This is a genomic window from Shewanella sp. K8 (genome assembly GCF_028823715.1).
GTDB classification, from domain to species: domain Bacteria; phylum Pseudomonadota; class Gammaproteobacteria; order Enterobacterales; family Shewanellaceae; genus Shewanella; species Shewanella algae.
The window spans coordinates 60937-75567 of the sequence record NZ_JAPEHY010000026.1 but is presented as its reverse complement, the minus strand read 5'-3'; the positions used below and the strand labels follow the sequence as shown (position 1 = coordinate 75567).

Here is a 14631-nt window from a genome sequence, read left to right as displayed (position 1 = left end):
TCAGCACCATTAACGACGGTATCTATGAAGGCGCTGAAGACTTCACCGTCACCATTAACAGTGTCAGCGGTGCCGATGCCAGCATTGGTGCCAACAACAGCGCCGACACCACTATTCTTGATGCCCAGAACCCACCAAGCATAGGTAACATCACCAATGTTGCCGTATCTGAAGAGGGGCTGACCGATGGTGCGCCGGATGATGTAGGCGACACAGATACAACAGATGCCGTGATAGCCAACGGTACCATTGAGCTGCAAGATCCTGACAACGATGAGCTGGAAGTTACGCTTAGCGGCCCATCAGGTATAACCTCCGGAGGCGTCGATGTAACCTGGAGTTGGGATGCCAGTACTCAGACTTTGACAGGCTCTGCCGGTTCAACTGTGGTGATGACCATATCGCTCACGGCTCCTGCGGGTAACAGCAGTGGTACTTGGGGTTATGAGGTCACACTGCATGCTCCACTGGATCATCCTGTAGCCAATGTTGAAGATGTGCTCAATTTGAACTTTGGCATTGATGTCGCGGATGGTTCAGGAGCGACAGACTCAAGTTCATTCCAGGTTACAGTTGAAGACGACTCACCTGTTGTCGATGTTGAACCTATCTTGGATGGGGTCAACACTGTTGGCACCTATACTGGGGTCATGAACACATCAGGAGCAGATAAAGACTATAGTGCCGATCTCAGCGGCAACGTAAACGGCTGGGATGCTGGTTCTCAAACCTACTTTGGTGCTTCTGATATCACGGCCGGAGGCAAAACAGTCTTCTTCTTTGTCGATCCAAACAACCCGGATCAACTGTTCGCTTATACAAGCGATGAAAGCCCTGCTACGGCCTATGATGCGTCTAACCCTGATCAGACGCTGATCTTTACCCTCAACACAGATCCAAACAGCGACAGCTATCAACTGGATATATTGCAGAGCATAGACAAGCTGGAAGAGATAGACATTGGCGCGTTGGACGGAGGTAAAGGAGGCATCAGCGGTACCGTGTATGTCACTTATGACAACGCTACCGGTGCCTACAACATATACAACGATCCAAGCAAAGTGCCCTCTGATGCCGAAGTTGCTTTCACGCTTTACGGCCGTGATGGCAACGGAGACTTGGCCGATGTCAATGGTACAGACAACGGCTTTGGGGTGGCTAACCCTTGGGTTTCAGGTGATGAGACCCTTATCGTTGACTATGCAGACACAGTAGCCAGTGCCAGCTTTAACTTCAACGTCGGTAATAACGACCCTGTGCTGGTGCACTACAAGGCCTATGATGCCAACGGTCAACTGCTGGGTGAAGGCGAAATCGGCCCCAACGAAGTTATCAGTGATTTGGGCGCTATCGCCTATATCGAGCTGAGTGCTGTAACGCCTGACGGTGCCAAGTTCCAACTGACCGGCACAACCGCTCAGGAGATCGTCAGCTCCACAGAGCCTCTGGATCTGGACTTTGGTGTAGTGGTCACTGACAGTGACGGCGATCAGACCAACGGCAATCTGGATATTCACCTGGATGCTCCAGGAGGCGCTCCAGTCGCGATTACCTCCTATGCACTGGCCAGTCTGGATGAATTTGGTTTGCAGGATGACAACCTGGATACCGATCAACAGTCACTGCGCTTCAAGGCTGGTGACAGTGAACTTTCAGACTTCGGCTTCAACTATCAAAATGGTGACTTCAGCGGTATTACAGTGGAAGGGATAAGAGAAAACTTCCCATTGAGCTGGCGCCTTGAGGGTGAGTACCTGATAGCTTCAATGCCGGGTAATGGTCCAAATAAAGACGTATTGAAGATCAGTCTGGATTGGTCTGCCATAGCGGCAGGCAGTGAAGGCAATATCATAGTCAACGCTGAGCTGATAGGGAATCTCCCCCACAACATAGATGTCGACTCTCTGAAGATTTCAGGTATTGAGATTGTTGGTACAGATAACAACAACCAAACCGCAGTATCGACTCTGGATGTTAAAGTCGAGAAGTACACGTCTGCTGTGGATGATTATCAAGAAATCAATGAAGATCAGCTGGCAACCGGCAACATTTTTGACAATGACACAGGTGAGTTCAGCGATGGCCAAGACATTGAACTGGCCAGCTTTACCGTAGCCGGGGATAGCCAGGTCTACAGCGCAGGAGAAGATGTCGCTGTTGAGGGTGGCACTCTGGTTATCAATCTGGATGGTAGTTATACCTTTACTCCGGAAGCCAACTGGAACGGTACTGTGCCCGTTATCACCTATGTGACCAACAATGGTGATACTGCGACCCTGACCATCAAGGTCAACAGTGTCAACGACGCACCGACTATCGTTACCACTACCAATGCTGTTGTCTCTGAGGAAGGCTTGACCAATGGCCTGCCGGATTCAAACGGCAGCAGTGATACCACTGACAGTGCCACTGCAAATGGCACTATCCAGCTTCAGGATGTGGATGGTGATGCACTGACTGTTAGCCTGACACCACCAAGTGGTATCACCTCAGGTGGCCAGGCTGTTACCTGGCAGTGGGACGTTGCGACTCACACCCTGACAGGCTCTGTAGGTAACCTTGCAGTAATGACTGTGGTACTGACACCGCCAGCGGGTAATGGCAGTGGTGATTGGGACTATCAGGTCAATCTGTTGGGACCAATAGATCACCCCGATACCAGCATTGAAGATGTTAAAGATCTGACATTTGGTGTCAGTGTTAATGACGGCAATGGCGGTACTGTCTCCGGTAGCTTCGTGGTCAGCGTCGAAGATGATGCGCCTTACATGCCTGATACAGCTCCGGTAACGGCTACGGTAACCGATATTCCGGATACTCTCATAGGCGCCTTCGATCTGACAGGTTACACAGGTAATAGAGGGGAACTGGACTTTAATGGTTTCACCATCACTGCCAGAGGTTTTACCTCATCTACCGACCACACTCTGACCTCGGCAAATATTAACGGCAGCAGTTCAGGCATAGGGGTTGCCAGTGTTGGCTCGCCATACCACAACATAGCCAACGAAGTAGATTTCCGTGAATTTGCTGATGGCACCGGCGTTTCTGAAGAAGTCATCATAGATCTGGATCCCAACACCCTGGCGTTCGGCATGAAGATAGAGTTTGCCAACATCTTCGGAGGTGAGCTTGAAAGCGGTGTGGTTGAGTTCTGGCGTGATGGCCAACTTATATCGACCCAAACCTTCAGCTCTGATGCCGGTAACGGTGACTATGCGGCTGACTTTAACGTGCAGGATGGTGGCTTTGATAGAGTTGTTATCAAGGCAACCGACAACGGCACAGCCCCCAGCCATGGAGACAACAGTGACTTCACGATTTCCTCGATAGAATTCACTGGTACAGGCAATGCCCCGGCAATCGCCTATGCTTCCGGTGAAGTAACGGCCCAATGGGGCGCTGATGGCCAAGGCAGCCTTGCATTGGCAGGTGTGACCGACACGTCCCTGGTTACCGCCAGCGGGGAAGCCGTTGAAGTGACCCTTTCAGGCAATACTTTGCTGGGCCAAACAGACTCGGGCGACTTGGTCTTTAAGCTGGAATTCACCCCTGGTACAGGCCACTGGGACTTCTATCAGTACCAGACCATGCAGGGCACCGAAGACGGCGACCTGGACTTTGCAGTAACGGTAACCGATGCCGATGGTGACTCTTACACCGGCAATATTGCGGTGGTGCCTGTATTTAACTATCAGGTCACTGAAGCGGGTCCAGGCGATCAAACGGTCAATTTGGGTAACGCCGAAGATATCGTTATCGGCGACCTGGATGGCACAGTCGTGGTTCCCGGGCAGGATTACAATATCGCCTTTATGGTCGATAGCTCGGGGAGTATCAACACCAGCACACTTAATACCATGAAGTCCCAGTTGGCACAGGTATTTGAAACTCTCAAAGACAGTGCAGGTGGTGAGCAAAGCGGCACCGTGAAAATATTCTTGGTCGATTTTGATACTCATGCCAAGGGCAGCATCAGTGTAGATCTCAATGACCCCAATGCATTGAGCACTCTTCAGAATGCCCTGAATGACATGAGCAGCGGTGGCGGCACCAACTATGAGGATGTCTTCACCACCACAGCCAACTGGTTCGCCAATGGCGATGCTCAAGATAATAGCGGTGCCACTAACCTGGCCTTCTTTATCACTGACGGCAAACCAACTTACTACAACGCCAATGCCGGTGGGAACCCGAAGATCTACGACACGTGGTGGAGTGGTAATGATCGTAGCTTGTCACAAGTCATTGGCGCAGCCTACGTATTCGGCCAAGTCTATACCGTTAACGGACATGTGGTAATTGACGAAAGCGGTAACGTGTTCAGTGTAGAAGACTTTAACAACGTGAGCAGAAGCCCTGTTGGAGCCATGCGACCCGATGCCCAAGGTAACTATGATTACTATGCCTTGGCTGGTACCGGCAGCAGTACCAATTCGGACACTACGGCGAATTCCGAAGCTGGTTTTGCTCTACTCTCTGGCCTGGGTGTCACGGTTGAAGCCATAGGAATGGGCTCCAATATCGATGAGGATGACCTGCAGTCTTACGATACAGATGGCAACGTCCAGACCAACATCGATGCCGATGAACTTGCCGACGCTATTCTCGGCAATGAAATCACCAATATGCCTGGCTCAGATACCTTGGATGGCGGTGCGGGTAACGACATCATCTTCGGTGACGTGATTCGCTTTGATGGTATTCAAGGTCAGGGTTACAACGCGCTCAAAGCCTTTATTGCCGGCGAGTTGGGCCAAAGTGATGTGACCGATGCTGAAATTCACAACTATATCAGCGAGCATTCAAACCTCTTTGATAAGTCAAGCGCCAACGACAAGGGTGATATCATCCGCGGCGGTGACGGAAGCGATATTCTGTTTGGCCAAGGCGGTAATGATGAACTCTACGGCGGCAATGGTAATGACATGCTGTTCGGTGGTAATGGCAACGACCTGCTGGTTGGCGGCAATGGTGATGATTGGCTCACCGGTGGCCAAGGCGTAGATACCTTCAGCTGGAAAGCGGGTGAAACCGGCACCGACCATATCACTGACTTTGAGCTCAACAAAGATCAGCTGAACCTCAGTGATCTGCTGTTGGGTGAAGAGCACAACTCACTGGAGCAATATTTCGAATTCAGTGTTGCTGATGGCAATACCACTATCTCGATCGATGCAGATCTGGATGGTGAATTCGATCAGCACATAGTGCTCGACGGTGTCGACCTGTTTGCGACATACGGCAGTGATGAAAGCGACATTATCAATGGCTTACTGGGGAACAGTGGCGATGGCCCTCTGATTGTCGACACTCAATCGGGTAACCCTGGTTCCTCCTATGTCAGTCAAACCAGCTCCAGTGGGCTGGATGAGCAAAAAACGCTGGATTCAGTGTTTTAAAAGCTCTGTTGTTTGAATGCTAGCCCATATTGCAATTCGCAATATGGGCTAGCATGGCTGATACTAGAATTAATCATATAAAACGAAAGGATAAGTCGTTCTGTGACCGCATCCGCTTCACCTAAACCTGAGCAATGGACTATCTCGGCTTCCCAGCGAGTCACTGTGGATCCTCTGCTCGACAGTCTGGTTCTATTGACGGAATACTTTGGCAGCCCCTGTTCCAGTGAGTCTCTGGCGGCAGGCCTGCCCCTGTCTTCGGCTATTCTGTCCCCGGAACTGGTACCTCAGGCAGCTGCAAGGGCCGGCCTAACCGCCAAGCTTTCCCGTAAAGGCTTGAATCAGGTTACTGCTATTCAGCTTCCCTGTATCTTGCTTTTGAAAGACAAGAAAGCCTGCATTCTTCGCGAGCTGGATCTGGAGCAACAGCATGCCGTGATCCAATTACCAGAAACCGGCGGCGAACAACGCCTGTCCATGGAGGAGCTGGAAACCCTCTATGTAGGCTATCTGTTTCTGGTTAAACAGCAGTACCGTGGCGATATGGGGTTTGATGTTTATCATCACGACCACAGTAAACACTGGTTACTGCAAACCATCAAAGACTCGGCCCCCATCTATCGTGATGCCCTGATTGCCTCAATCCTGGTGAACTTGTTTGCCCTGGTTTCACCGCTGTTTATCATGAACGTCTACGATAAAGTGGTGCCCAACCTGGCATTCGAATCACTGTGGGTACTGGCCATCGGAGCCGGTATTGCTTATCTGTTTGATTTGGTCATGAGACAGCTGAGAAGTTACCTTATCGATGTTGCCGGTAAGAAAGTCGACATCATCGTCTCGTCGCGACTGTTCTATAAGGCAATCGGTATTCCCCTCGAAAACCGCTCGGCCAGTGTCGGCGGCATGGCGCGTCAATTAGGTGAGTTTGACAGTATCAGGGAGATCCTTACCTCGGCGACCATCACCACCTTGGTCGACCTGCCCTTCGCCCTGCTGTTTATGTTGATCATCTATCTGGTCGCCGGCGATCTGGCACTGATCCCATTAATCGCCAGCTTAATCATCATCAGCTATACCCTGATCATTCAGCCCAGGCTCAAGACTGCCATTGAGGAAAGCAATAAATTTGCCAGCCTCAAACACGGCCATCTAATCGAAAGTCTGGCCTCTCTGGAGTCCATCAAGTCATACGGCGCGGAAGGCCTGGTACAAAAAGCCTGGCAGCAGATGATAGGCCACACTGCCAACTGGCAGTTGAGATCGAAAAAGCTCTCCAACTCAGTGGCCAACGTTGCCAACTTTGTGGTGCAGTTGACCGTCGTCAGTGTAGTCATTCTCGGCGTCTACCGGGTTGCCGACAATGATATTTCCATGGGTGGGATCATTGCCGCTGTGATGCTTGCCAGCAGAGCAGTTGCACCCATGGCGCAACTGGCCGGCTTGATGACTCGAGCCAACCAGACGGCCAGCGCGCTGAGACAGCTGGATCAGATAATGACCCAGGAAGATGAGTTTGAAAACAAAGGCCACCTGGTCAGCAAACAGCGCCTGATGGGCAAGATAGAAGCCGACGACCTCAGCTTCAGTTACCCTGGTTCGGAAAAACCTGTATTGCATCCCTTCGCCTTGAGGATCCGCCCCGGCGAGCGGATAGCCATTATCGGCCGTAATGGCAGCGGTAAGAGTACCTTGGCCAAGCTGCTGGTCGGGTTATTCAAACCCAGTAACGGCAGCCTAAGATACGATGGCATAGACAGTGCCCAGATCCACCCCAGCGATCTACGCCGTAACTTCGGTTATCTGCCACAGGATGTCACCCTGTTCCACGGTTCGGTCAGAGACAATATTCTTTTCGGCACCCGTCAGGTCACCGAGCACCAGTTGATCCGAGCGGTACAGCTTTCCGGGGTCAACCTGTTTACCGATATGGAATCGGAAGGCCTGGATCAACAGGTAGGTGAAGGCGGCCACTCTCTGTCCAGGGGCCAACGGCAAACCGTGGCCTTGGCCAGAGCCATACTCAATGACCCACCCGTGCTGTTGATGGATGAACCCACAGCCAGCCTGGATGCCAGAGCCGAGAAGCAATTCATGCGCTCAATGCATAATGTCAGCCGAGACAGAACCTTGCTGATCATCACTCACAAGATGCACCTGCTGAATCTGGTGGATCGCATCATAGTGATGGATAGAGGCCACATCATTGCCGACGGTCCTAAGGATAAGGTGCTCGAAAAGCTCAACCAAGGGCTGATGGCAGGAGGCAAGTAATATGAATAAGCACCTGACTTCTGATGACTTGGAAATGGTAGACGATGTCTACGGCGCCATGATGACAGATGCTCCCACCAGCCACAGATTGATCATCTGGTCGCTGGCGATAATGATGCTCTGCTTCCTCACCTGGGCCTATTTCGCTTCTCTCGACCGAGTTACCAAGGGCACGGGTAAAGTGATCCCCTCTTCCCAGGTACAGGTCATCCAAAGTCTGGACGGCGGTATTTTGAAAGAGATGTACGTTCAAGAAGGCATGCTGGTCAAACAGGGTGAGCCCTTGGTTCGCATCGATGACACACGTTTCCGTTCCGATGCCGCCCAGCAGGAGCAAGAGGTCTACAGCCTGCAGGCCAACGTTATTCGCCTGCAGGCCGAGCTGAACAGTATCTTTATCTCAGACATGGCCAACGATTGGCGGGAACAGCTCAAGATCACCAAGATCCCGCTGGTATTTCCTGCCGAACTGGCCGAGAAGGAGCCTGAGCTGGTCAAGCGCCAACAGGATGAATACGCCGGCCGTCTGGACAACCTCAGCAACCAGGTCGAAATCCAGGCAAGGCAAATCCAGCAGCGGCAGCAGGAAACCGAAGAGTTAACCTCAAAAATCGGCACCCTGAGTACCAGTTATCGCTTGGTCAGCCGCGAGCTGGAACTGACCAAACCTCTGGCACAGAAAGGCATAGTGCCCGAGGTGGAACTCTTGAAGCTGGAACGTACAGTTAACGACATTCAAGGCGAGCTGGCGACCCTCAGAGTAATGCGCCCTAAGCTCAAAGCCAACATGGATGAGGCGATACTCAAGCGCCGGGAAGCGGTATTGGTTTACGCCGCCGATTCCCGCGCACAACTCAATGAAATGCAGGCCAAGCTGGCAAGAATGAATGAGGCCCAAGTGGGAACCAAGGATAAAGTCAGCAAAGCCGTTATCACTTCACCGGTCAACGGAACCATTAAAACAATAAATATCAATACATTGGGCGGCGTTGTTCAGCCAGGTATCGATATTATGGAGATAGTTCCTTCCGAAGACCAATTGCTGATCGAAACCCGAATTTTGCCAAAGGATATCGCCTTCCTGCATCCGGGGCTGCCCGCCATAGTTAAGGTTACCGCCTATGATTTTACCCGTTACGGCGGGTTGAAAGGCACTGTGGAACAGATAAGTGCAGACACTACTCAGGATGAAGAAGGCAACAGCTTTTATTTGGTAAAAGTGCGGACCGAAGAGTCCAGTTTAATTAAAGACGATGGCACTGAGATGCCCATTATTCCCGGCATGTTGACCTCTGTTGACGTAATTACCGGGAAAAGAACTGTCCTTGAGTACATACTTAATCCCATTCTAAGGGCCAAAGAAACAGCGTTAAGAGAACGCTAGGCTCAAAGTCACAATAAACCTGGAGGGTTTAGCATGAACAAGAAAGTTACTCGGCTGGTGAAACCCAGTGCCTTGGCACTGGCGATTACCGGGCTGATGTTGCCCACGGCAGGGTTTGGTCAGACCCTGGAACAAGCCGTAGCGCAGACATTGGATACCAACCCGGAACTACGGCTCGCCTTTAACCGCTTCAAGGCTCGTGAAGAGCAGGTGAACCAGGCCATAGCCGGTTATATGCCAACGGTAGATATTACCGGTGGCTACGGCTATGAATACACAGACAGTCCGGCCACTCGTCGCCGTTTGGCCGGCACCCTGGATGATGAAATTGAACTCAAACGAGGCGAATTCGGTGTCAGCATCAAGCAGATGCTGTTCGACGGCTTCTTTACCAGCAGTGAAGTCGACAGATACAGCTTCGAAGCCAGTGCCGATCAATGGGCGCTGTTTGCCGCTGCCGAAGATATGGCGCTGGATGTTGCCAAGGTCTATATCAACTACATACGTACCGAGCAGGTGCTGACACTGGCAGAGAAGAACCTCAAGAGCCACCAGGATATCTACGAGCAGATCAAGCAGCGTACTGATTCGGGCCTGGGTTCTACTGCGGATCTGTCGCAAATCACAGGTCGTCTGGCCCGTGCCAACGCCAACGTAGTGTCGGCGCGCAATAACTTCCTCGATGCCAAGAGTCAGTTTTTCCGCATCACCCATCAGCAGCCGGAAGACCTGATAGTACCGGTTCCGGATGCCGATATGTTGCCGGCAGATATAGATGCCAGTATCAAGATGGCTCAGGAGTACCATCCTATTCTCAAGTCGGCCACCAGTGATATTCGCGCCGCCGAGTATGAGAAGTCGTCGGCTCAGTCCAACTACTACCCCAAGATCACGTTGGAAGTGGAAGGCAACCTGAACAACAACCTGGACGGTGAAGACGGTTTTAGCCGTATCGCCAGCCAAAATGTCGGCGGCTACAACAATGACATTCTGGCCATGGTCAGGGTTCGTTATAACCTGTTCGCCGGTGGCCGCGACTTGGCTCGCGAGAAAGAGGCCAGCTACAAGATAGGTGAAGCTAAAGAGATCCGTGAGCGCGCCTATCGTGAAGTGGTTGAAGGCGCCAACCTTGCCTGGAACGCTTATGAGTTCCTGGGGCCACAGAAGCAGTATATTCGCGAGCATGTCATTGCCGCCAAAGACACTCAAGTCGCCTACTCACAGCAGTTCAACCTGGGTCAGCGCACCCTGCTCGACTTGCTGGATACCGAGAATGAGCTGTTTGAAGCCAGAAAAGACTATCTGACCGCCGAGTACGACGAAGTGATTGCCAAATACCGCGTACTCAATGCCACAGGTCAACTACTAGACTCGCTTAGAGTCACTCGCCCCGATGTATGGAAAGGGGAGCGTGAATATGAAGGAGGAGTTAAATAATGAAACTCTTTATCACCCTGCTTAGCGTCGCCATACTGGCGGGCTGCTCAATGCGTGACACGGTTTCCATGGATCAGCCGACAGCTCAGGTCAACGATCTCAATGATAATGACAGAGACGGTGTTATCGAAGCCCGTGAGCGCTGCTCAGGTACCGTTGAAGGTGCCAACATTGATAACTATGGTTGTGGTAAGATCAAGCCTATCAATGAGCGTTCCGAGTTGAAAATACTCTTTGCCAACGACTCCTTCTACATAGATCCTCAGTACTATGATCAAATTGGTGTTATTGCTGACTTTATGAAGCAATATCCCAGCACCAAGGTGACGATTGAAGGACACTGTAGCCGTACCGGCAGCTATGAGCATAACCTCGAGCTGTCACAGAATCGGGCAAACGCCGTAACCAAAGTGCTTGAAGATCAATTCGGTATCACTGCCGATAGACTGACAGCCATAGGTTACAGTTACGATAGACCAGTAGATCCAACAGATACGCAATTGGCCCACAAACGTAACCGCCGAGTGATCGCCGAAGTAACAGGCGAAGACACTATGGCCGATATGAAGTGGAACATCTACACTGTGGATCAAGAAGTGAAATAGGACCTTGATATCCCCATATGACAGGCAGGCTCAACCAGTATTCACTGCTCAGACGGGTCTGCCATTACACAGTACTGGCATCGACTCTAGCAGTGTCATGCCTGTACGCCGCTTCAACCCAACAGCTCGACCCCAACAGCATTACCAGGACACTGGAAGCTCGTTATGGCGAGCGGGCAGGCCTCAGAGCCAGAGCTTGGTTCAAGATATTGGACGAGGCGCAAGGGTTGGACGATATGGGGAAAATCACCAAGGTAAACAACTTCTTTAACCTGTTTCGCTTTGTAGATGATATCAAGCTCTGGGGGATGGCCAACTACTGGGCCACCCCTTTAGAGTTTATCGGAGTAAATGGTGGTGACTGTGAAGACTTCTCCATCGCCAAATACTTCACTCTGCTGCAGTTGGGCATACCTGAAGACAAGATGCGCATCACCATGGTTAAGGCAACCAGTGTTAATCAGTACCATATGGTGCTGGCCTATTATGAGACGCCCTCCTCTGTTCCTCTTATTCTGGACAACCTGGATCGCGAGCTCAAACCGGCAACTCAACGCAGAGACCTGATCCCTGTGTACAGCTTTAACGGTAAGCAATTGTGGCTAAACAAAGAGAAAGGACGCGGTGTATTGGCAGGCTCATCCGCTCGCTTGGAAAAGTGGAATGACCTGAGACACAGATTAGGGGCTGATCGCTTACGTCAGCCAAAATTAAAACTGGAGTAGCTACAGCAATGACACTGTTTCGACAGATATACTCGTTACTGTTTGGGCTGTTTCTCTTGGTTGTAGCCAGTGTGGGCTATGTGCAATTCAATGAGACCCAGAACTTTCTGACCGAGCAGATGGAGTCGGACCTCAATAATGTCAGCCATTCATTGGGATTGATGTTGGTTCCATCGCTGGAGGCCGGTGATCTCGCCACCGCAGAAACCATGGTGAATGTCATCTTCGAGGGTGGCTATTACCAAGAGGTGAAACTCACCTGGTTGGTCGACGGTAAACAGCAGGTCTGGAATAACAATATCCGCATCGAAGATGTGCCCCAATGGTTTATCGATCTGGGGATCTTCACCCCGTTACGCAAGGAAAGCACCATCACTTCGGGTTGGTTGCAGTTGGCCAAGTTGGAAATTACCGCGCACCCGGGTTTCGGCTACCATGAACTGTGGCGCATTATGAGCCACACCCTGATAGCCTTTTCAATCCTGTTTTTGGTCGCCATTCTATTCGCCCGTCTGGGCCTGACCTGGATCCTCAGTCCACTGCATGCCATTGCCGAACACGCCAAGAGCATTGCCAAACGGGAATTCGGCCCGGATATGCCGCTCCCCAAAACCCTGGAACTCAGGGATGTGGTTAACGCCTTCAACAGCATGTCGGCCCAGTTGAAGAAGATCTTCAGCTCTCTGGACGAAGAAGTTACCGCACTCAGGAAGAAGAATCTGGTGGATCAGGTATCCAACCTACCCAACCGTCAATATATGATGGGCCGAATTGGTGGTTGGCTCGGTGAACCCGGCAGCGGTGCCCTGATGATGACCAAGTTCGATTGGCTCGAAGAAGTGCATAGCAAGTATGGCTATCAGGTAAGAGACGAAACTATCAAGCTACTCTCGGAAAAACTGCAGCATGAGCTGGGCGAAATCTGTGAATCTGTCATTGCCCGTATCGCCGCCTATGAATTTGCTTTCCTGGTCACCAATGTTGAGCGTGAACAGTTAAGTAAGTATCTGCAGACGTTGATCCGCACCATCAACCAGGAAATGGTCAAGGCGGGTTGCAAACCCAATGAAGACTACGCCATAGGTATTGCCGAGCGCATAGGACAGATGAATAGCTCAGAACTGCTGGCACGCTCTGACAATGCCCTGCAAATCGCCCTCAAGGAAGGCAAGGTCTATCACTGGTTGGAGACCAATGAGCAGCAGTTGTTCAGTCGCGAACAATGGCGCGACAAGCTTACCGAAGCAATTAACCGTAAGCAGTTCCGTTTCCGTTGGCAGCCAGTGCACTATCAGGACTCAGACAACGTACTGCAGCGGGAGCTTTTCTGTCAGCTGCAGATAGGTGACAAACTGGTACACGCCGGCCAGTTCATGCCTTATGTCGAGCTATTGTCCTTGGGTAGCCTGCTCGACCGCTGCCTGATTGAAAAGATCAGCGAAGATGAGTTGTTGGAGAAAAATGCCGAAGCAGTTGCGGTTAACCTCACCCATCACAGCATCAGCGATCCCAAGTTCCACGAATGGCTCAATCACTTCCTGCGTAACAGTCGCCATGCAAGCCGGTTGGCCTTTGAATTACCGGAAGCCGCCATCTATACCGATATCGATGCCTGCCAGGCGCTGTGTACCGTTATCCGCGACAATGGCGCCAGCATAGGGATAGACCACTTCGGCCGTCAGTTCGGCTCCATGTCTTATTTGCAAAGCCTGCGGCCGGCTTACGTCAAGCTGGATCAATCCTTTGCACAATATGATGAAAACCAGCACAACAGCGAACTGTGCCGGGCACTGGTGAACGTGGCCCGAGGACTGGAAATCGATGTGATAGTCACAGGTATTCAGGAGAAAGGTCAGTTGGAGCGCTTTACGCCACTCAAGACCCAAGCATACCAAGGCTTTATTTCACCGCCGGTGAATGTTGCGTAACTGATATAAGGCTCCCTTCGGGGGGCCTTTCCTTTACCAGAAGCTGCTAGAGACAGCGAAGACCCAAGACACTTAAGCATCTAGTAAGCATCTAGAAGATGAAAAAAGGAAGGCGTTGAGTACTAAGAAATCAACAAAAAAGCCCCTGATTTCTCAGGGGCTTAAATGTTTTGGTCGGTGATAGAGGATTCGAACCTCTGACCCTCTGCTCCCAAAGCAGATGCGCTACCAGGCTGCGCTAATCACCGAAATACTGTGTTGCTGGTTACCTTTGCAAATAGAGGGTCACCCTCTGCTCCGCTCTGGTTGCCAAATCGGCATGCGCTATCAAACTGCGCTAATCACCGAAATACTTTCCAGCTTTTACCCGACGTAAAGTCAGATAAATCAAATTTGGTCGGTGATAGAGGATTCGAACCTCTGACCCTCTGCTCCCAAAGCAGATGCGCTACCAGGCTGCGCTAATCACCGAAATATTGCTTTATTGGGCACCTTGAAAGGAAGAGGGTCACCCTCTGCTCCACTCTGGTTTCCAAACCGGGAGGCGCTATCAATTGCGCTAATCACCGTAAGATTTGAAGCTGACTCGCTTCACGAAAGAAGTGGGGTGACTGATGGGACTTGAACCCACGACAACCGGAATCACAATCCGGGGCTCTACCAACTGAGCTACAATCACCACTGATATTTCTTTCACTGACTGGCACAGCAGTTGAATCAAACTGGTGCGCCCAGAAGGATTCGAACCCTCGGCCTCACCCTCCGGAGGGGTGCGCTCTATCCAGCTGAGCTATGGGCGCCCGCCGTGTCAGCGCCGCATATAGTAGGAGGATTTACTCCCCGCGTCTACACCTGATTTGCTTTTTTTCGGCTGTT

General features: G+C 51.3%; 7 protein-coding genes and 4 tRNA genes. 7 read left to right on the top strand and 4 right to left on the bottom strand.

All coding sequences use genetic code 11. The features are described from left to right. From ON072_RS14585 to ON072_RS14555, 7 genes are all read left to right on the top strand, one after another. On the top strand, window positions 1-5402 hold a 5402-nt coding region (locus ON072_RS14585), incomplete at its 5' end, for a type I secretion C-terminal target domain-containing protein (protein WP_274626082.1). A 102-nt stretch (window positions 5403-5504) separates the two neighbouring features. Next, a complete protein-coding gene (locus tag ON072_RS14580) occupies window positions 5505-7676 on the top strand; it encodes a type I secretion system permease/ATPase (protein WP_028780118.1) in 2172 nt (723 codons plus the stop codon). Window position 7677: 1 nt separating this feature from the next. After that, window positions 7678-9060 (top strand): HlyD family type I secretion periplasmic adaptor subunit, encoded by a 1383-nt coding sequence (locus tag ON072_RS14575; RefSeq protein WP_045283239.1) that lies wholly within the window; start codon window positions 7678-7680, stop codon window positions 9058-9060. A gap of 33 nt (window positions 9061-9093) precedes the next feature. Further along, window positions 9094-10497, top strand: coding sequence for a TolC family outer membrane protein (locus tag ON072_RS14570; RefSeq protein ID WP_045283240.1), 1404 nt, complete (start codon window positions 9094-9096; stop codon window positions 10495-10497). Next, window positions 10497-11102 carry an OmpA family protein gene (locus ON072_RS14565; protein ID WP_025010062.1) on the top strand — a complete coding sequence of 202 codons (606 nt, stop codon included), beginning with the start codon at window positions 10497-10499 and terminating at the stop codon, window positions 11100-11102. The genes ON072_RS14570 and ON072_RS14565 overlap by 1 nt, the downstream gene beginning before the upstream one ends. 17 nt (window positions 11103-11119) lie before the next feature. Next, complete coding sequence (locus ON072_RS14560) at window positions 11120-11827, top strand: transglutaminase-like cysteine peptidase (RefSeq protein WP_025010063.1); 708 nt, start codon at window positions 11120-11122, stop codon at window positions 11825-11827. Between the two features lie 8 nt (window positions 11828-11835). Then, window positions 11836-13755 carry a bifunctional diguanylate cyclase/phosphodiesterase gene (locus ON072_RS14555; protein ID WP_062793964.1) on the top strand — a complete coding sequence of 640 codons (1920 nt, stop codon included), beginning with the start codon at window positions 11836-11838 and terminating at the stop codon, window positions 13753-13755. 171 nt (window positions 13756-13926) lie between these two features. On the opposite strand, the gene ON072_RS14550 is transcribed toward ON072_RS14555, so the two are convergent. The 4 genes from ON072_RS14550 to ON072_RS14535 all read right to left on the bottom strand — a co-directional run bounded on the left by ON072_RS14550 (window position 13927) and on the right by ON072_RS14535 (window position 14555). Continuing rightward, window positions 13927-14003: transfer RNA gene (locus ON072_RS14550), tRNA-Pro, on the bottom strand. Between the two features lie 146 nt (window positions 14004-14149). Next, a tRNA-Pro gene (locus ON072_RS14545) sits at window positions 14150-14226 on the bottom strand. A 132-nt stretch (window positions 14227-14358) separates the two neighbouring features. Further along, window positions 14359-14434, bottom strand: a tRNA-His gene (locus tag ON072_RS14540). 44 nt (window positions 14435-14478) lie between these two features. Then, window positions 14479-14555: transfer RNA gene (locus tag ON072_RS14535), tRNA-Arg, on the bottom strand. Window positions 14556-14631: the final 76 nt, after the last annotated feature.